The 19,357-nt window shown below is 65.2% G+C and carries 16 protein-coding genes; 4 read left to right on the top strand and 12 right to left on the bottom strand.

Annotated elements, in window-relative coordinates; translation table 11 throughout:
• Positions 1-12: 12 nt before the first annotated feature.
• Both tgt and ACWPMZ_RS07785 read left to right on the top strand, forming a co-directional pair.
• On the top strand, positions 13-1,164 hold the full coding sequence (gene tgt / locus ACWPMZ_RS07790; RefSeq protein ID WP_455703439.1) for a tRNA guanosine(34) transglycosylase Tgt: 1,152 nt from the start codon (positions 13-15) through the stop codon (positions 1,162-1,164).
• A gap of 14 nt (positions 1,165-1,178) precedes the next feature.
• A complete protein-coding gene (locus ACWPMZ_RS07785) occupies positions 1,179-3,218 on the top strand; it encodes an alpha/beta hydrolase family protein (RefSeq protein ID WP_455703438.1) in 2,040 nt (679 codons plus the stop codon).
• A gap of 179 nt (positions 3,219-3,397) precedes the next feature.
• Here the strand turns inward: ACWPMZ_RS07785 and rpsD are convergent, their stop codons facing one another.
• The 7 genes from rpsD to rpiB form a co-directional block, all read right to left on the bottom strand.
• On the bottom strand, positions 3,398-4,012 hold the full coding sequence (rpsD, locus tag ACWPMZ_RS07780) for a 30S ribosomal protein S4 (RefSeq protein WP_455703437.1): 615 nt from the start codon (positions 4,010-4,012) through the stop codon (positions 3,398-3,400).
• 194 nt (positions 4,013-4,206) lie between these two features.
• The gene (locus tag ACWPMZ_RS07775; RefSeq protein WP_455703436.1) at positions 4,207-4,500 is read right to left on the bottom strand and encodes a hypothetical protein; all 294 of its coding nucleotides are present in this window, start codon (positions 4,498-4,500) and stop codon (positions 4,207-4,209) included.
• Between the two features lie 93 nt (positions 4,501-4,593).
• The gene (locus ACWPMZ_RS07770) at positions 4,594-5,325 is read right to left on the bottom strand and encodes an RNA methyltransferase (protein WP_455703435.1); all 732 of its coding nucleotides are present in this window, start codon (positions 5,323-5,325) and stop codon (positions 4,594-4,596) included.
• Positions 5,325-5,786: a transcriptional regulator NrdR gene (gene nrdR / locus ACWPMZ_RS07765; RefSeq protein ID WP_455703434.1), complete on the bottom strand. Its 462-nt coding sequence runs from the start codon at positions 5,784-5,786 to the stop codon at positions 5,325-5,327. The genes ACWPMZ_RS07770 and nrdR overlap by 1 nt, the downstream gene beginning before the upstream one ends.
• 8 nt (positions 5,787-5,794) lie before the next feature.
• Complete coding sequence (locus ACWPMZ_RS07760) at positions 5,795-6,022, bottom strand: hypothetical protein (RefSeq protein ID WP_455703433.1); 228 nt, start codon at positions 6,020-6,022, stop codon at positions 5,795-5,797.
• Between the two features lie 3 nt (positions 6,023-6,025).
• A complete protein-coding gene (gene glyA / locus ACWPMZ_RS07755) occupies positions 6,026-7,345 on the bottom strand; it encodes a serine hydroxymethyltransferase (RefSeq protein WP_455703432.1) in 1,320 nt (439 codons plus the stop codon).
• A gap of 1 nt (position 7,346) precedes the next feature.
• A complete protein-coding gene (rpiB, locus tag ACWPMZ_RS07750) occupies positions 7,347-7,790 on the bottom strand; it encodes a ribose 5-phosphate isomerase B (RefSeq protein ID WP_455703431.1) in 444 nt (147 codons plus the stop codon).
• Between the two features lie 96 nt (positions 7,791-7,886).
• Between rpiB and ACWPMZ_RS07745 the strand changes: the two genes are divergently transcribed.
• Together ACWPMZ_RS07745 and ACWPMZ_RS07740 are read left to right on the top strand one after the other, a co-directional pair.
• A complete protein-coding gene (locus ACWPMZ_RS07745; protein WP_455703430.1) occupies positions 7,887-8,915 on the top strand; it encodes an aldo/keto reductase in 1,029 nt (342 codons plus the stop codon).
• Positions 8,909-10,045 (top strand): sterol desaturase family protein, encoded by a 1,137-nt coding sequence (locus ACWPMZ_RS07740; RefSeq protein WP_455703429.1) that lies wholly within the window; start codon positions 8,909-8,911, stop codon positions 10,043-10,045. Before ACWPMZ_RS07745 ends, ACWPMZ_RS07740 begins: the two co-directional genes overlap by 7 nt.
• Here ACWPMZ_RS07740 and ACWPMZ_RS07735 read toward each other — a convergent pair.
• The 5 genes from ACWPMZ_RS07735 to dnaG all read right to left on the bottom strand — a co-directional run bounded on the left by ACWPMZ_RS07735 (position 9,990) and on the right by dnaG (position 19,327).
• Positions 9,990-11,633, bottom strand: coding sequence for a GMC family oxidoreductase (locus ACWPMZ_RS07735; RefSeq protein WP_455703428.1), 1,644 nt, complete (start codon positions 11,631-11,633; stop codon positions 9,990-9,992). The two genes, ACWPMZ_RS07740 and ACWPMZ_RS07735, sit on opposite strands and share 56 nt — an antisense overlap.
• Positions 11,634-11,713: 80 nt before the next feature.
• A complete protein-coding gene (locus ACWPMZ_RS07730; RefSeq protein ID WP_455703427.1) occupies positions 11,714-14,233 on the bottom strand; it encodes a TonB-dependent receptor in 2,520 nt (839 codons plus the stop codon).
• Positions 14,234-14,396: 163 nt separating this feature from the next.
• Positions 14,397-15,308: a hypothetical protein gene (locus ACWPMZ_RS07725; protein WP_455703426.1), complete on the bottom strand. Its 912-nt coding sequence runs from the start codon at positions 15,306-15,308 to the stop codon at positions 14,397-14,399.
• Between the two features lie 78 nt (positions 15,309-15,386).
• Positions 15,387-17,432, bottom strand: coding sequence for an RNA polymerase sigma factor RpoD (rpoD, locus tag ACWPMZ_RS07720; RefSeq protein ID WP_455703425.1), 2,046 nt, complete (start codon positions 17,430-17,432; stop codon positions 15,387-15,389).
• Positions 17,433-17,434: 2 nt separating this feature from the next.
• On the bottom strand, positions 17,435-19,327 hold the full coding sequence (dnaG, locus tag ACWPMZ_RS07715) for a DNA primase (RefSeq protein ID WP_455703424.1): 1,893 nt from the start codon (positions 19,325-19,327) through the stop codon (positions 17,435-17,437).
• Between the last annotated feature and the right edge of the window lie 30 nt (positions 19,328-19,357).

Raw genomic sequence — 19,357 nt, 5'->3', positions numbered from 1 at the left:
GCGGCCGGCCCGATGAGCCCGAGCCCTCGTTTCCAGTTCGCCGTCGAAGCGACCGACGGCAAGGCGCGCACCGGGCGCATCGCCATGCGCCGCGGGGACATCCGCACGCCCGCCTTCATGCCGGTCGGCACGGCGGCGACGGTCAAGGCGATGAAGCCCGAAGCGGTCCGCGCCACCGGGGCCGACATCCTGCTGGGTAACACCTATCACCTGATGCTGCGCCCGGGGGCCGAACGGGTCGCGCGGCTCGGCGGGCTGCATCGTTTCATGAACTGGCCGCGCCCGATCCTGACCGACAGCGGCGGCTATCAGGTCATGAGCCTGTCGGATTTGCGCAAGCTGACCGAGGACGGCGTCGAGTTCCGAAGCCATATCGATGGAACACGGCACATGTTGACGCCCGAACGCTCGATGGAAATCCAGCGCCTCCTGGGGTCCGACATCGTCATGGCCTTCGACGAATGCCCGCGCGCCGATCGCCCGCGCGACGAGATCGCCGCGAGCATGGAAATGTCCATGCGCTGGGCCAGGCGCAGCAGGGAGGCGTTCGACGCCATCGACGAGCGCGGAGCCGGCGAGCACGCCGTGGGCGCCGCCCTGTTCGGCATCCAGCAGGGTGCGCTCGACTACGACTTGCGGCAGGTTTCGGCCGAGAAGCTGCGGGACATCGGATTCGACGGCTACGCCATTGGCGGCCTGGCGGTGGGCGAAGGGCAGGAAGCGATGTTCGCCACACTCGACTTCGCGCCGGCGATGCTGCCGGAGGATCGCCCGCGCTACCTGATGGGCGTTGGCAAGCCCGACGACCTGGTGGGCGCGGTCGAGCGCGGGGTCGACATGTTCGACTGCGTCCTGCCGACCCGCTCGGGCCGCAACGGGCAGGCATTTACCTGGAACGGCCCGCTGAACCTGCGCAACGCGCGCCATGCCGAGGATCTGGCGCCGCTCGACGAGCGCTGCGCCTGCCCGGCCTGCACCAGCTATTCGCGCGCCTATCTGCATCACTTGGTCAAGGCCGGCGAAATGCTTGGGGCCATGCTGCTGACCGAGCACAACCTGACCTTCTACCAGGACCTGATGCAGGCCATGCGCAGCGCGATTGGGGAAGGGCGGTTCGCCGAATTTGCCGCGGCATTTCGGCGAGATTATCCCAGCCCGCGCTGATTTAGCGGTCCGGCTTGAAAGCGGACCCGTCTTCAGGTTTATTGGCCCCAGGGATATCGAAGGGGTCTACCATGAAATTTCGTTCCATCGCGGCGCTGCCGCTTCTCGCCATGCTCGCACCGGCCGTCGCCTCGGCCGAAACGAGCGAGGAAGCAGCTGCGAAGTTCGGTGCGCGCGAGTTCGTGCGCAGCATTTCCATCTCACCGGCGGGCGATCACGCCGTGCTCGTCACGCCCCGACAGGGCGGCGAGGCTGCACTGGTCATCAACTTTGCAGATGGCAGCACCAAGCCGATCCTGAATGCCCAGGGGGGCAACGAGCGCATCACGAACTGTCATTATGTCCTCGACGCACGCATCGTTTGCCAGATCGTGTTCAGCACAGGCAGCGGCCGGAACATCGAGATGGCGAACCGGATGGTGTCGCTTGCGCCCGACGGTTCGGACATGCGCCAGCTGACGGCAAAGGTCTCGGCGTCGGGAATGTACGAGTCGCGATACGGCGGCGGCGTGATCGACTTCAACGTGGTTGATCGGCCCAACGCGATCCTGATGCTGCGCGATGTCGAGGCCCAACAGGCCACCGGTACGATTTCGGGCCGCAGAGCGGACGGCCTCACGGTCGAGATGGTGGATTTGCTCGATAATTCGCGCCGTCAGATCGAAAGCCCGCGCTCGTCAGCCGTTGAATACATCAGCGACGGCCATGGCAACGTACGACTGGTGCAACTGCGCCCGACCGACAACGATGGCTACGCGAAATCGGTCGCCAATTACCTTTACCGTGCGAAGGACGGGAAGGGCGGGTGGAAGCCGCTCAGCAGCGTCGAAACGAAAAACGCGCTTAGTTACGGCTTCGTCCCGGTCGCAGTCGATAGCAATGCGGACGTTGCTTACGGGTTCGATTCGAACAACGGTTTCACCGGCCTGTATCAGATGAAGCTGGATGGGTCGGGCGAGACGTCGCTCGTCCTCGGACGGGCAAATTCGGATGTCGACAGCCTGATGACCATCGGGCGCGACCAGCGTGTTGTGGGTGCCAGCTACGCGACCGAAAAGCGCTATGTCGAATATTTCGACCCAGCCCTGAAAAAGCTGTCCACCGACATCGCCAAGGCTCTGGGTGGAGGGGTGAGTGTCGACATCGTCGATGCCAGCGCCAATGAGAGCAAGCTGCTGCTATTTTCCGGTAGCGACACGAAGCCGGGACAGTTCTACGTTTACGACAAGGGCACGCGGCAACTCGCGCCCTTGCTCCCCGCGCGCCCCGAACTGGCGGGCATGAGCTTGGGGGAGATGAAGCCGATCACATTTCCGGCGAGCGACGGGACGCAGATCCCGGGTTATCTCACGTTGCCCCCCGGCAGCGATGGCAAGAACATCCCGGCAATCGTCATGCCGCACGGTGGCCCTTGGGCACGCGACGAATGGGGTTTCGACTGGCTGGTGCAATACTTTGCCAATCGCGGTTTTGCCGTGCTCCAGCCCAACTTCCGCGGTTCGACCGGCTACGGCAGCCAGTGGTTCCAGCGCAACGGCTTCCAGTCATGGAACATCGCCATCGGCGACATCAACGACGCCGGGCGCTGGCTGCAGAAGGAAGGCATTGCCGCGCCAGGCAAGCTCGGCATCTTCGGATGGTCTTACGGTGGCTACGCGGCGCTGCAGTCGCAGGTGGTCGAACCCGACCTGTTCAAGGCCGTGGTCGCCGTTGCGCCGGTAACCGACCTGGACTCGCTGCGGGCGGAATCGCTGGGCTATTCGAACTACCGCATCATGGATCAGGCGATAGGCAACGGACCGCACATCGCCTCGGGTTCGCCTGCACGCCATGCCGCCAAGTTCAAGGCGCCGGTCTTGCTGGTCCATGGCGATACTGACACTAACGTGGCCGTTCAACAGTCGCGCACGATGGCTGATCGCCTGAAGGATGCCGGCAAGCAGGTTGATTACATCGAATTCGACGGGCTGGCCCACCAGCTCGACGATGCGGGTGCCCGCGCGCGGATGCTGGTCGCGGCTGAAAAGACGCTCAGGCAGGGCATGGGGCTCTAGCGGAACAGGAGACGGGCGGCCCGTGGGGCCGCCCGTCCGTCATAGCGAAGGCGCAATGCCTTAAGGACGCAGGGACCGGGGTGTGCTGCCGGGATTCTCAGCATCGGGGGCGGTCGTAGTTCGAATGAAAAAGGGCGGCCCGATGGACCGCCCTTTTCGTAATCAAATCGGAGACCGGATCAGCGCGAGTAGAACTCGACGACCAGGTTCGGTTCCATCGTGACGGGGTAGGGCACCTCGTCGAGCGAAGGAACGCGGTTGAAGGTCACCTTGTCGCTGCCGTCGACAGCGACATATTCGGGGATGTCGCGCTCGGCCAGGGTCTGCGCTTCGGCGACCAGGGCCATTTCCTTGGCCTTTTCGCCCAGCGCGATCACGTCGCCGACCTTGATCCGGCGGCTCGCGATGTTGCACTTCACGCCGTTGACACGGATGTGGCCGTGCGAAACGAGCTGGCGCGCAGCGAAGATCGTCGGGGCAAACTTGGCGCGATAGACGACCATGTCGAGACGCTGCTCGAGCAGGCCGATCAGGTTCTGGCCGGTGTCGCCCTTCATCCGGGCGGCTTCCTGGTAGGTCGCCTTGAACTGCTTCTCGGTCACGTCGCCATAATAGCCCTTGAGCTTCTGCTTGGCGCGCAGCTGCAGGCCGAAGTCGCTCATCTTGCCCTTGCGGCGCTGGCCATGCTGGCCCGGGCCGTAGGAGCGGCGGTTCACCGGCGAATTGGGCCGACCCCAGATGTTCTCGCCCATCCGGCGGTCGAGTTTGTACTTGGCGCTCTTGCGCTTCGACATGTCGTGTCCTTCAATTTGCTGTCGCCACCCCAGTGGTGGCGCTTCAACCCGGTATCGCACCGCATGACCAAGGGACGGGTCCCTGCCATGCGCGGCCGCCGCTTCACCGGGATGCGGAGCCAATCGCGAGCGGCGCCCTTGGCTTCCCGCGCGCCGGATGTCAAGTATGCAAGGGGGGCGGCGGGTGCGCCCGGTCAGGACCCGAAGGGCGACTTTTCGGTCAGACCGGTCGCTGTTCCGCGGCTGTAATCGTTCAAGCCCTTGCGGGTGTTGACCGCCAGTTCGTCCCACTGGGCTTTCGTCATGCAAACCTTGCGGACCTTGAGCCGCGATCCGGTCATCTTGTCGCTGCGGCAGATCAGCTTTTCCTCACTCGCGGCGGCAGCCTTGTCGGAGCTCGACGTTTCCTGACCGCTGGTGGTCTGCGCAGACACCGCAGCCAGCGGGGCGAGCGCAAGTGCAAGGACGGGCAACAGGATCGCTTTCATGGCAAATCTCCCAGTTGACGCGGCATTCTAGAGTCGCCGTCCCGGTTGTCCAGTCGCGGAATGTAACAGCTTCCCGGTCGGCAATGGGCCGGATCAGGGCCGGTCCGGCTTGCGCCCCAACGCAGAGAGCACCCCGCGCAAGGTGCGAACTTCGAGATGATTCCAGGCCGGCTTGGTCAGCAGGCTGCGCAGCGTGCGGCGGGTCGAGGCGGCCCGGCTCGCCGGCCGGAAATATCCAATCGGCTCAAGCAAGGTCTCGAAATGCGCGATCAGCCCCTCGAGCTCTTCCTGCGGGGCCGGGGGAAGCGTGTCCTCGAGCGTGGGTTGCACAAGCTCACGGGTCTTCGACCACTCGTAGGCGCACAGGATCACCGCCTGCGCCAGGTTCAGCGAGCCGAACTGCGGATTGATCGGTACGGTCACGATCGCGCGGGCGAGCGCGACGTCCCCGGTTTCGAGGCCGGACCGCTCGGGTCCGAACAGGATGGCGCTGCGACCCGCACCGTGCGAGGCGATGTCACGGGCCGCTTCCTCCGGGGTGAGTACCGGCTTTGTCACGCCGCGTTTGCGCACGGTCGTGGCGTAGACGTGGCTGCAATCGCCGACCGCCTCGGCTACCGTGGAGAAGACCTGCGCACGTTCGAGCACGATATCCGCCCCGCTGGCCGCCGGGCCGGCGGCGGGATTGGGCCATCCGTCGCGCGGTTCGACCAGGCGCATCTCGACGAGCCCGAAATTGAGCATCGCCCGCGCGGCCTTGCCGATGTTCTCACCCAGTTGCGGTCGGACGAGGACGATGACCGGAGCGTTAGCCTGCGCCGGCATCAGCTCTTCCCGGCATCGCGCACGCTGCTGGCAAATTCCTCGAAGTCACGCGCCTCGCCGAAATCGCGATAGACACTGGCGAAGCGGATGTAGGCCACGCTGTCGATCTGGCGCAGGCCGTCCATCACCATCTCGCCAATCCGGGCGGACTGGATTTCACCGTCACCCATCGTCTCGACCTGGCGTTGGATGCCCGAGACGAGCTGGTCGATCCGCTCCTGCTCGACGCTACGCTTGCGGCAGGCCAGGGCGACCGACTGCTCGATCTTGCCGCGGTCGAAGGGTTCGCGCTTTCCGTCCGACTTCACCACGACGATCTCGCGCAGTTGCACTCGCTCGAAAGTGGTGAAGCGGGCGCCGCAGCTCTCGCACTGCCGCCGCCGCCGGATCGAGGTGTTGTCCTCGGTCGGCCGCGAATCCTTTACCTGGCTGTCGTCATGGGCGCAGAAAGGGCAGCGCATTCAGAACCTTAGGGGCGCAATCTCTTGTAGAGCATAATGCCTGCGCCGGCGAGACCGCCGATTACCGGGCCAATCACCGGCAGGATGAATCCCGCAACCGCGCCCGCGGCCGCGCCGACCAGTACCGGCTTAGTCGAAGGGTGGTGCATGCCTCCCTTGGCCATACCCTTGATCTCCTCGCTGGCGGCGGCGACCAGGTCGTCGTTGCGGGGGGGTTGTTCTTGGGGCTCGTTCATCGATTATCTCCCGGGATAGACTGGAAACGCGGCGCATAGCTCGCCCACTCGGCGGCGAACACTCTCTTCTACCTGACCGTCGCCTTCATCGCCATTGCGCGAAAGGGCTTCGACGACTTCGGCGATCAGCCCGCCGATCTTGCGAAATTCCGCGGGTCCAAAGCCCCGTGTGGTTCCCGCGGGCGTGCCGAGGCGGATGCCCGAGGTGACGAACGGCGACTTGGTGTCGAACGGGATGCCGTTCTTGTTACAGGTGAGATAGGCTCGGTCGAGCGCGGTTTCCGCCGCCTTGCCCGTCGAACCACGCGATCCGACGTCGACCAGCATGAGGTGGTTGTCCGTCCCACCCGAGACGACGCGCATGCCGTTTTCCTGCAGGCTGGCGGCGAGCGCCTTGGCATTCTCGGCAATCGACGCGGCATAGGTCTTGAATTCGGGCCGCAGCGCTTCGCCGAAGGCGACCGCCTTGGCTGCAATGACGTGGACCAGTGGGCCGCCCTGCAGGCCGGGAAACACCGCCATGTTCAGCTTCTTGGTCAGTTCCTCGTCGTTCCACAGGATGACGCCGGACCGCGGGCCGCGCAGGCTCTTGTGGGTCGTGGTGGTCACCACGTGGGCATGGGGGATGGGCGAGGGATGCGCCCCGCCCGCGACGAGCCCCGAGAAATGCGACATGTCGGCCAGAAGATAGGCTCCCACCTCGTCCGCAATCCGGCGGAACTCGGCGAAGTCCCAGAAGCGGGGGTAGGCCGTCGCGCCGCAGATGATCAGCTTGGGCTTGTGCTCGTGCGCGAGACGGCGGATCTCGTCCATGTCGAGCAGCTCGTCGTCCTTGCGCACTCCGTAGGGCACGACGTTGAACCACTTGCCGCTCATGTTGACCGGCGAACCGTGGGTCAGGTGCCCGCCGCTCGCAAGGTCGAGGCCCATGAACGTGTCGCCCGGCTGCAGCAGCGCGAGGAACACGGCCTGGTTCATCTGGCTGCCGCTATTGGGCTGGACGTTGGCGAACTGGCAGCCGAACAGCTTCTTCGCCCGCTCGATTGCCAGCGTCTCGACCACGTCGGCATATTCGCATCCGCCGTAGTAGCGGCGCCCGGGATAGCCCTCGGCATACTTGTTGGTGAAGACCGAGCCGGTCGCCTCGAGCACGGCGGGGCTGGCGATGTTCTCGCTGGCGATCAGCTCGATCCGGTCGCGCTGGCGGCCCAGCTCGTTGCGGACGGCGGCGAAGACCTCGGGATCGGCATCCTCGAGACTGTCGTTCCAGAAACGGTTGAGCGCCTCGGACTGTCCGGGGACGGGGGCGGTTGCGGAAGTCATGTCAGGCGTCCTGCGGGGTCTTCGAAAGCTTGTCGACCCGGCCGCAATGGCGACCGGCTTCGAACGGGGTCTGGAGGAAAGCCGTGACGCAGGCCTTGGCCATGTCCAGGCCGATCAGCCGCGCGCCCATGGCGATCGCGTTGGCATCGTTGTGCTGGCGGCACAGCTTGGCCGACAGCGGTTCCGAAACGAGTGCGCACCTGAGCGCCGGGTTGCGATTGACCGCGATCGAGATGCCGATGCCCGAACCGCACAGCGCGATCCCGCGCTCGGCCTTGCCGGAAGCGACCGCCTCGGCCAGCTTGAAGCCGTAGTCCGGGTAATCGACGCTGGCGCCGTCGTAAGGGCCGAGATCGTCGACTTCGTGCCCCTCGCTACCCAGCCAGTCGACCAGCGCGGCCTTGAGCTCGAGCGCTGCATGATCGGAGGCGATGGCGATCTTCATGCGCCGCACATAGTGACTAGAGCGCAGCCCCGCCACCGCAAACGGGCTTTGTCCCCGGCGAGGTCAGCTATAGGGTGGGGCAACACGGGAGAGACCATGGACTATCGCTATCTCGGCCGCAGCGCCCTTCGGGTGTCGCCCCTGTGCCTCGGCACGATGATGTTCGGCGGCGCGACCGACGAAGCGGTGGCCGGCCGCATCATCGACAAGGCGCGCGACCAAGGGGTCAACTTCCTCGACACCGCCGACCTCTACAACGGCGGCGCGTGCGAGGAGGTGGTCGGGCGGTGCATCCGCGAATACCGGCATCACTGGGTCGTCGCGACGAAGTTCGGCCACCGGATGGGCGCCAAGCCCAACGAGGGTGGCCAGTCGCGCAAATGGATCTTCCAGGACGTGGAAGACAGCCTGCGCCGGCTCGGCACCGATTTCATCGACGTGCTCTACTTCCATAAGTCGGACAACGAGGCGCCGCTGGAAGAGCCGTTGCGCGCGATCAAGGACCTGATGGCGCAAGGCAAGGTGCGCTACTATGGCGTGTCGAACTTCAAGGGCTGGCGCATCGCCGAAGTCTGCCGCATCGCGGACAGGCTCGACATGGATCGGCCCGTCTGCGCGCAGCCGCTCTACAACATGGTCGACCGCCTGGCCGAGGTCGAACAGCTGCCGGCCTGCGGCCATTACGGCATCGGGGTGGTGCCCTACAGCCCGCTCGCCCGCGGCGTCCTTTCGGGGAAATACGATCCGGGCTCAGAGCCGCCGGCCGATTCGCGTGCGGGGCGCGGCGACCCGCGCATCATGCAGACCGAGTGGCGACCGGAATCGCTCGAGATTGCGCGCAAGGTGGCCGACCGCGCGCAAGCGGCGGGCGTGTCGACCGTCGCCTGGGCGATCGCCTGGGTTCTGCACAACCGGCTTGTCAGTTCGGCGATCGTCGGCCCGCGAACAGAGGAGCAGTGGGACGCCTACGTGTCGGCTCTCGAAGTGACGCTGGATGCCGCCGACGAGACCTTCGCCGATGCCCTGGTTCCGCCCGGCCACGCCTCGACGCCCGGCTACACGGACCCGCTCTATCCGATCGAGGGCCGTCAGGTTACAGGTAATGGGAGCCCGGGTCTTTGCTGACCTTTCGCCTGGAGGAGTGGCTGAACGACTTCTTCGGCGACGGCAGGCGGCGGGATTTCGGCACCGGCTGGATCAGTGGTGTCCTGGCAATCGTGCTGGCGTTGCTCGCCGTCAGCGCGGTACTCGCCGTTCAACACCCGGGCTGGCTGACCGTGCCCGACTTGCGATCGAGCTATCCGATGCCCTCGGTGCGGCTGGCGATCGATGCAGCCATCCTGGTGGCGATGCTGCTGGCGGCCTTGTCCATGCTCCTGCGCCGACGGAAGGCTCTGGGTGCAACCGGTCTCGCGGTAGCGGCGGTCGCGCTAGCGCTTGGGGGCGGTGGGGCGGAGATCGGCCCGACCGAAGGGGCACGGTTCTACATCGGACTCGACTGGTTCATTCTGGGCGTCCTAACGACGGCGACCGTCTTCGTACCGCTGGAACGCGCCTTCCCCCAGCGGCGGACGCAAGGCACCTTTCGGCGCGGTTGGCTTACCGATGTGCAGTATTTCTTCTTCAGCCACGCGTCGGTTCAACTGATGTCCGTCCTTGTGCTGTTGCCGGTCGTGAACCTCGGGGAGTCGATCGCCATCATTCAGTTCGGAGAGGAAATTCGCAAGATCCCGCTGGCCCTGCAATTCGTACTCTGCATTTTCGTCGCTGACCTGTCGCAATATTGGGTTCACCGGGCGTTCCACGGGATCGGGCTGCTCTGGCGGTTTCACCGGGTCCATCACTCGGTCGAGACGATGGACTGGATCGCGGGATCGCGCCTCCATCTGGTCGATGTCATCGTAACGCGGGGGCTCGTCCTGCTTCCCCTCGTCGCCCTCGGCTTCGATAGCCGCGCGCTCTACGCCTATCTCGGATTCGTCTCGGTCCACGCGGTTTTCATTCATGCCAACTTCGCTCCGCGTCACCGGGTCATCGAGCGATGGCTGGCGATGCCGCGCTATCATCACTGGCATCATGCCCGCGAGGAGGCAGCCATCGACAAGAACTTTGCGGTCCATCTGCCGCTATACGACCGCCTCTTTGGAACCCATTACATGCCAGAAGACCGGTGGCCGGCGGCTTATGGCCTCGATGGCGTCAGAGCGCCCGAAGGGCTGGTGAATCAGTTCGTATGGCCCTTGCGCAAGAGCTGAGCGGCACGCTCCGCCCCCGCAGCAGGTCGGCGCATTTTTCGCCGATCATGATGCAGGGCAGGTTGGTGTTGCCGCTGGTGATAGCCGGCATGATCGAGGCATCGGCTACGCGCAGTCCGTCGATCCCGCGCAAGCGCAACTGCGAATCGACGACCGCATCCTCGCCATTGCCCATCCGACATGTCCCGACCGGGTGCGAGCGGGTGAGGGCATTGCGGCGGATGAAATCGCGCAGGTCGGCGGTGCCGGCGGTCGGTTTCACTTCGTGCGTGATGAGGTCGCGCAGGGGCTTCTGGGCGTAGATCGAGCGGCTCAGTTCGAGGGCGCGGACCATGCCGTCGAGGTCGCCGGGCTCGGAGAACATGTTGAACCGGATCTCGGGCGCCGCCCATGGGTCGGGCGAGCGCAGCTTCACGCTGCCGCGCGATTGCGGCTGCAGGAACCCGCACCGGGCGGATAGGCGGGCAGGGAAGGGCTTCTGCCCCGGCAGCCACATCCGCGCGTCGCCGCTCATCGGCAGCAGCATCAGCTGCACGTCGGGCTGTTGCAGGCCCGGCAGGCTGCGCATGAACACATTGGCGAGCGTGCCGGTGTAGGAAAAAGGCCCGCCGCCCGTCAGCCGCCATTGCAGCGCCGCCCGGGCCGCGCGGTCAAGCCTGAGGTGGCGGGTGAGCCCGAGGTCGTCCTTGAGCTCGTGCTCGTTGATGATGTTGGGATGCTCGGCCAGGTTGCGTCCTACGGCGGGCAGATCGTGCACCGGCGTGACACCGGCCGCGCGCACTTCGTCTGCCGGGCCGATGCCGGACAGCAGCAGGATCTGCGGTGAGCCGATCGCCCCGCCGCACAGGATTATCTCCGTGCCCGCGTGGGCGGTCAGAGCCTGCCGCTTCTGCAGATAGTCCACCGCGACCGCGCGTCCGCTCTCGACGACGATGCGCTGGACCAGCGCGCCCGTCTCAACCCTCAGGTTCGCGCGCTCTTTTGCGGGGGCGAGGTAGGCACGGGCCACGCTGCTGCGCCGGCCGCCGCCGATGGTCGATTCCATCTGCGAGATGCCGTCCTGCTCTGCACCGTTGGCATCGGGGCAATACGGTATGCCGGCCGCCTCGGCAGCCTCGAGCGTCGCTTCCCATAGTAGGTCGGGCCCGGCCATCGGCGAGATCGCCACCGGCCCGTCCGCACCGTGCCATTCGTCGGCTCCGCGCCAGCTCGTTTCGAGCTTGCGGAAGTAGGGCAGCACCTCCTCGAAAGACCAGCCCGGCAGTTGCCAGCCATCGTAATCCGCGTGATTGCCGCGGATCGCGATCATCGCATTGATCGAACTCGTCCCGCCCAGCACCCGCCCGCGCGGCACGGGCAGGCGGCGGCCGTTAAGCCCGGCTTCCGGCTCGCTCTGGAATTGCCACGTGCCGAAACGGCCGAGCGCCACGCGCGGGAACGCCAGCGGCACTAGCTGCAGCGGATGCAGGTCGCGCGGGCCGGCTTCGAGCAGCAGGACCGAACAGGCGGGATCTTCGCTCAGGCGCGCGGCAACCACCGCTCCGGACGAGCCGGACCCGATGACGATGTAATCGTACCCCTGTCCCACACCGCGCACAGTGCCCCGTCAGCGGCCCGGCGTCCACCGCGATGCGGGTGCATCGCGGTGGTGCATTATCGGAGTGCCGGTCAGCCGCCGAAATTGTACTGCAGGGTCACGCCAACCTCGCGCGGGCGGCCGCGCACGACGCTCAGCGCATTGCGCGGCGGTGCCGCCGGCCCGGTGCCGGCACCCGAATCCCAGAATCCGCCACCGAAACGCTGGCCGTAGGTTGCATAGGTCTTGTCGAGCAGGTTCTGGCCGTAGAGCGTCACCGTCAGCGGAAGGTTCTCGAATTCGAACTGCACGCGGCCGTTGAGAAGGCCGTAGGACGGCAAGGTATAGGACGAATCCGTGCCCCGCGTCGGGTGCGTCTCCTGCTCGCCGATGTGGGCGTAGCTGAGGCTGGCGGTGAGTTCGCCGGTGTTGCCCACGTTACCGTTCCAGGTCGCGCCGAGGTTCCAGGTCGGCGAAGCGACGTCCGGGAACAGATTGACGGTCCCGGCTGGTGCGTCCTTGAGCTTCGGGTCGGTGCTGCCGAGCGAGCCGTCGATCGACAGGTTGTCGGTCACCAGGATTTGCCCATCCACTTCGACGCCGCGCAGCTTCACATCGCCCTGATTGGTCACCAGGATAAGGAAGCCGACCGGGCATTGCGCGCTACCGGGGAGTGTGCCGACAAGTACACCGGTATTGCAGGTAACCTGCACGGCCGCTTGGCGGTCGGTATAATCCATCTCGAACAGCGTCGGATTGAGACGCAGGCGATCGAACAGGGTGACGCGCAGGCCGACCTCGCGATTGATTACCTTTTCGTTCGGGACCGGATTAATGCCGAGGCTTTGGTTCGGGCCAGTCGCGTTGTTGGCGGCTGTCCACGAGGCGATTGTGTAACTGAAGAGGCCCGCCTTATAGGCCTTAGACAGCGTGGCATAAGCCATCACATCGGGTGTCAAGTGATAGTCGATCGTCGCACGGTAATCGAGCGCGTCGAACTCGGCGGACTTCTCCACGGTTGTCGAAGTCGTCCCCGGCGCCGGCGTGAAGTCTGTCGCCGCGTAACGGGTCTGCAAATAATCCTTCTTGTCCCACGCCTTGCGAAGGCCGCCGGTCAGGTTGAGCCGGTCAGTGACGTGCAGGGTCCCGTTGAGGAACAGGCCGTAGGAATCCGACACCTGCTCCAGATACGTCTCGGCCCGCAGGAACAGCCCGCGATCCGCGTTGGGTGGAGTGCCCGGGTTTGCGGGATAGACGCTGGTATGCTGACGGGTCACGAGACCGCTGCGGGGGTTGATCGCCTTCTCGTGGAAGTAGCTGCCGCCCGCGACGAGATCGAGCACGCCATTGAACAACGAAGCGTTGAATTGAAGCTCCTGGTAGATCACGTCGCTGTCGAGCGGATCGTTTCGGACCTCGGTTCCGAGCACTTGGAAGTCCACGTTGCCGCGGTGCTTCAGCTTCGAGATGCCGGTAATCGAGTGGACGCTGAAGTTGTCGCCGAGGTCCAGGTTCAGCGCCAGGTCACCCTGCCAGTAGGTGTTGTTGTTGAACAGGTTGCAGGCCGGATCGTAATCCGGATTGAAATCGTCCATGAAGCACAGGCCCGGGGCGGTGAAGTCGCCCCGCACGATCCGCGGATCGTTGTACGCCGCCAGCGGAGCGCCGCCGGCAGCCTTGAACGCATCGTTCAGCAGGTCGGCATAGTTGCCTTGGATGAAGCCCTCGATGCCCGGCCGCATGTCGAATTCCTCGAACACCAGGGGTGAGGCGTTGGTCCGGGAGCGGCTGTAGAGGCCGCCGATCGTGGCGTCGAAAGCGCCGAGGTCGAGACGGAGCCGCCCGCGGGCGATCAGTTCGTCCTCCTTGCCGAGATCCTGCGTACCGTTCTGAACGTAACCGTCCTGCTTCAGCCATGCGGCCTGGCCACGAAACGCGAGGTTTTCACCCAGCGGGACGTTGATCATGCCCGACACATCCCGACGGTTCATCGAACCGTAGGTGCCGCGGACATAGCCTTCGAAATTGTCGGTCGGTGCCTTGCTGAAGATGCGCACCGCCCCGCCGGTCGAGTTGCGGCCAAACAGGGTGCCTTGAGGTCCGCGCAAGACTTCAACGCGATCGATATCGAGCACCCGGAGCACGGCGCCGGTGGTGCGCGGCATGTACACGCCGTCCACGTAGAGGCCTACGCCGCGCTCGCCGGTCGCGCCGCCGCCGCCGCCAATGCCGCGGATGACGAAGTTGGCGGCATTATTGCCGCTGCCGCGCGTGGGCGAAATGGTCAGGTTCGGAGAATACTCAGCGAGGTCCTGGAGATCCTCGATGCCTTTCGATTCGATAGCCTCGCTGGTGATCGCCAGGACGGAGAGAGGCGTGTCCTGCAGGTTCGTCGCACGGCGTTCCGCTGTGACGACGATTTCGAGCGGCGACGCGGCTGCCTGCTCCTGCGCTTCGGCCTCGTTCTGTGCGGCTGCGCCGGTGGACACGAATGCTGCAAGGCACGTCCCGGCCAGAGCGGCGGAGCGCGCGACTCGGCGCGCAAACGAACGTTCTACGACGCAAGGTGACATCAATAACCCTCCCCATTTCACAGTGCCGGGGCGGGTCACGACTCGGTGGTCGCGCGCCTCGGTCCGCCGGCACAAGGAGAATTCTCAGCACTTAATTGAGTTTGTCAATTGCTATCGTCAAACGTGGCGTCCGGCGTTCCGGATTTAGCCATTCGGAGCGGTGGCTCACCGGTTGGGACCGCGCCGCGAATAGACCCGCCGCTCAATACTTATGCGGTATGGGCTCCTCGGAATTCCACCAGCGCGGGGTGCTCGACGGTAGGAAAGTGAAGAAGGCGTTGACCGTGCGGATCTTGCCGCCCCACATCTTGAACGCTTCGTAGGTGACGAGCGCGATATCCTCGCCATAAGAGCCGGTGTCGCCGAAATTCATCCAGAGCAGGACGGTGCCGTTTTCCTCATCGACCGCTACCACGCTCGGGATGATCTCGGGGTGGAGCATGATCCGCTGGTGATTGAGCCGGCATTCGGTCGGCGAGAAGCAGCCGTCGCCTGCGGTTATTACCCCGTTCTCGACGCGGTAGGTTAGCGGTTCGAACGGCACGCCCGCATCGTCGAAATTGCCGATCCGCAATCCTTCGGTGTAGCGCAGGGCGGTGGCGATCATGTCGGCGCGGCTCATCCGCTCGCTGGAGGGCAGGGCATCGTCCATCCGGCGCACCGGCTGGTCGAGGACCTTGGGCTGGAACGGGTCTTCCGGGGTAATCTCCTCGACCTGCAGTTCCATGCCGGAAATCTTGCCGTCGTCGAGGTGGAGCACGACCGTGTGCAGGATCGGCGTTTTGCCCTTCATCAGGTGGACGTGAGCGGCCGCGACCTGCTTCTCGACGTCGAGGTAGTCGTGCCGGAAAGTGCCCTTGCCGGTTGCGCTGCTCCAGATGCCTTCGCCCAACTTGATGACCTTCGAGTTCTCGGTCACCCGCACGTCGGGGGCGAGCGGCAGGCGGGCGGTATCGTGTGCCAGCAGGGCATCCACGTAGGCATCGACCATGCCCTTCAGGCAGGCGCGGTCGCAGTCAGGCGCAGCGGCGGCCGGTGCCGAGCCTAGTGCCGCCCCGGCCACGAACGCGGCGGCGGCGGCGCGCACGATGCGCGTGACGATGGATTGCTTCACGATTGGCTCCCTCCCTGTCGAGAGGGAAGATTAGCAAGCCTTGGCCGCGCCGCCAAATCCCGGGGCGGCGGACAAACTTTACTGGTCGAGGAAGCTGCGCATTTTTCGGCTGCGGCTCGGGTGCTTGAGCTTGCGCAGCGCCTTGGCCTCGATCTGCCGGATGCGTTCGCGGGTCACCGAGAACTGCTGGCCGACTTCCTCGAGGGTGTGGTCGGTGTTCATGCCGATGCCGAAGCGCATGCGAAGCACGCGCTCCTCGCGCGGGGTCAGGCTGGCAAGGACGCGGGTGACCGTTTCCTTGAGGTTCGCCTGGATCGCCGCATCGACCGGGATGACGGCGTTCTTGTCCTCGATGAAATCGCCGAGGTGCGAATCCTCCTCGTCGCCGATCGGCGTCTCGAGACTGATCGGCTCCTTGGCGATCTTCATCACCTTGCGGACCTTTTCGAGCGGCATAGACAGGCGCTCGGCCATTTCCTCGGGCGTGGGCTCGCGGCCCTGCTCGTGCAGGAACTGGCGGCTGGTGCGCACCAGCTTGTTGATCGTCTCGATCATGTGGACCGGGATGCGGATGGTGCGCGCCTGGTCGGCGATCGAGCGGGTGATCGCCTGCCGGATCCACCATGTGGCGTAGGTGCTGAACTTGTAGCCGCGACGGTACTCGAACTTGTCGACCGCCTTCATCAGCCCGATGTTGCCTTCCTGGATCAGGTCGAGGAACTGCAAACCGCGGTTGGTGTACTTTTTGGCGATCGAGATCACGAGCCGCAGGTTGGCCTCGACCATTTCCTTCTTGGCGATGCGCGCCTCGCGCTCGCCCTTCTGGACCATGTTCACGATCCGGCGGAACTCGCCCAGGCTCATGCCTGTGTTGGCGGCGATGTCGGCGATTTCGGCACGAATGCGTTCGACCGCGTCGACTTCCTTCTCGGCGAAGGCGGCCCACTTCTTGTCGCGCGAGGCCATGTCGGCCAGCCAGTTCTCGTCGAGTTCATGACCGACGTATTCGGTCAGGAAGTCGGCCCGCTTGACCTTGTGGCGCTCGGCAAGGCGCAGCATCTGGCCGCCCAGCGCGGTCAGCCGGCGGTTGAAGGCATAGAGGTTGTCGACCAGGTATTCGATCTTGGTCGCGTGGAACTGCACGCTCTCGACCTCGGCGGTGAGCTGTTCGCGCAGCTCCTCGTATTTCTTTTCCTTCGCCTTGGGGAATTCGTCGCCGCGGCCCAGGACGTCGACCCGCTCAGCCTGGAGCTTCTCGAACTTCTTGAACAGGTCGGTGATGCGGGCGAAGGTCTCGAGAGCGGCCGGCTTGAGCGCGGCTTCCATCTGCGCGAGGCTGAGGGTGTTGTCCTCCTCGTCCTCTTCCTCGCGGCGGCGGGGGCGGCCTTCGCCGTCCTCGTCGTCCTCGTCGGTCTCTTCCCCTTCCTCCTCGGCCTCGTCCTCGTCTTCCTTGTACGAGGGGCCGGCGGTCTCTTCGGAAATCTCGCCGTCGTCGTCGTCCTCGGCGCCTTCTTCCATCTTGTCGACGGGCGGCTCCTTGGAGAGCATCGCGTCGAGATCCAGGATCTCGCGCAGCTGCATCTCGCCGTTGTTCAGCGCTTCGGACCACATGATGATCGCGTGGAAGGTGATCGGGCTCTCGCACAGGCCCATGATCATCGTGTCGCGGCCGGCCTCGATGCGCTTGGCGATGGCGATCTCGCCCTCGCGGCTGAGCAGTTCGACGGCGCCCATCTCGCGCAGATACATCCGCACGGGGTCGTCGGTCCGCTCGGTAGTGGCGGCCTTTTTCTTCTCGGGGACGTGCTGCTGCTCGCCATCGTCGCCGTCGGCATTGGCGATTTCGTCGGGCCCGTCGTTGTCGTCTTCTTCCTCTTCGCCCGCGTCTTCGTCACTTTCGACGATGTTGACGCCCATCTCGGAGATGGCGGACATGACGTCTTCGATCTGCTCGGACGAGAGCTCGTCCTGCGGCAGGGCGGCGTTGAGCTCGTCGTAGGTGATGTAGCCCTTGCGCTTGGCCTTCGCGATCAGCTTCTTGATCGTCGCCTCGTTGAGGTCGATCAGCGGAGCGTCGTCCGCGCCGTTACCGCTGCCGTTGGAGGTGTTTTCGTCGGACGCCATCGCTACCCTTGTTCCGTATCCTGGTTTCCGGCCTCTGCGGAGACCGAAGGTTCGTTGTCTTCCCGCGCCGGGCCGGCCGCGCGTTTGCGGGCCAATTGCCCGAGTCGCGACTCGATTTCCAGCTTTCGTTTCCGCAACCGCTGCTGCTCTGCGAAAGCGCCCTCCGGGTCGGACTCGAATCTTGCGGTGGCTTCGGCAATCGCGGCTTCCAATGCCGGCGTCTCCACCAGCAGGGCGATAGCTTCGGCCAGGTCTTCGCGCGCGGCGCCCGGATCGGACCCTTCCGTCAGGAAGGTGAAGCGTGTGTTATCCGGCGGCGGTGCTAGGCCTGCTGGCGATATGGTGTCGGTGTCGGACCCTTCAAGGGGCGCGGGACCGAGCGTTTCGGACAGGTCGAGCAGCAGATCGACGCTGGCCGCAGTGGAGGGCTCGGCGCGCGCGAGCCGCGACAGGGACTCGGCATGGCGCCCGATCTCGCGCGGGTGGCGGGCAAAACCTGCCAGCACGGCCTGCGTGAAGTGGTCGCGCGACCCCGCGGCCACGCGTCGCAGGCGGTTGGTGTCGCTGGGGGCGGGTGCCGCCTTGGCGAACCGGCCGGGAGTGAACTGGCGTGGCTGGAATTCGCGCTTGGGAAAGGCGAACGCCGAATAGCGGTCGAGCAGTTCGCGGCGATAGAGCGAGCGGATGTCGGGGTGCTGGATCGTATCGGCATGGGCGATCAGGCGCTCCTTCAGGCCCGCCTTCTCCTCCGGCGTCCGCACCGGTTGCGCCTCGCGCTCGTGCTGCCACAACGTGTCGAGCAGGCCGAGCGGCTCTGACAGGATCTTCTCCATCGCCTTGACGCCCTGTTTGCGCAGCAGATCGTCGGGATCGAGTCCGGCGGGAAGCGTCACGAAGCCGAGCGAATGACCAGGGCGCAGGAGCGGCAGTGCCCGGGTGGCGGCGCGCATGGCGGCGCGCTGTCCTGCCGCATCGCCGTCGAAGCACAGCACCGGCGTTTCCACCAGGCGCCACATGAGCTCGATCTGCGCCTCGGTAAGCGCGGTGCCCATCGGCGCCACGGCGTCCGCGATCCCGGCCGCCGCGAGCGCGATCACGTCCATGTAGCCTTCGACCACGACGATGCGACCGGTCTTGCGCGAGGCGGGGCCGGCGCGGTGAATGTTATAGAGCGTGCGGCCCTTGTCGAACAGCGGGGTATCGGGTGAATTCAGATACTTGGGCGCGTCTGTTTTGCCGCTGTCGAGAATACGCCCGCCGAATGCGATGACCCGGCCACGCGTGTCCTGGATCGGCAGCATCAGCCGGCCACGGAAACGATCGTAGGGCTCCTTGCCCTCGACCGAGATGCGCAGACCGGCCTCGATCAGCATGGCCTCGTCATAATGAGCCATGGCTTGCTTGAGGGCGGTGCGGCTGTCTGGCGCGAAGCCGAAGCCGAACTGTCGCACCGTCGCGGCGTCGAAGCCGCGCGACGCCAGGTATTCGCGCGCTCTGGTGCCTTCGTCAGCCAAGAGGTTGTTTACAAACCATTCCTGGGTTGAAGTCATGACGTCAGTCAGCGTCGCGCGCTGTTCCGCACGCTCGGCTTCGCGTGGATCGGCGAGCGGCACTTCCAGCCCGGCTTGTGACGCCAGTTCCTTGACCGCGTCCATGAAGGCCAGCCCGCGCTGGTCGGTCATCCAGCGGATCACGTCGCCGTGCGCCCCGCAGCCGAAGCAGTGGTAGAAACCCTTTTCGTCGCTGACAGTGAAGCTGGGCGACTTCTCGTTATGGAAGGGGCAGCACGCTTTCCACTCCCGCCCCGCCTTGGTCAGCTTGGTCGTGCGCATGATGACGCTCGAAAGCGTGGTGCGCGCACGCAGTTCGTCCAGCCATTGCGGTGAAAGCGCCATCAGGCGGCCGACACTAAGCCCACGGCGCCG

The sequence above is a fragment of the Tsuneonella sp. HG222 genome (genome assembly GCF_053819185.1).
Note: the sequence above shows the minus strand (reverse complement) of the source record. Positions and strands in the feature narration are given on the sequence as shown.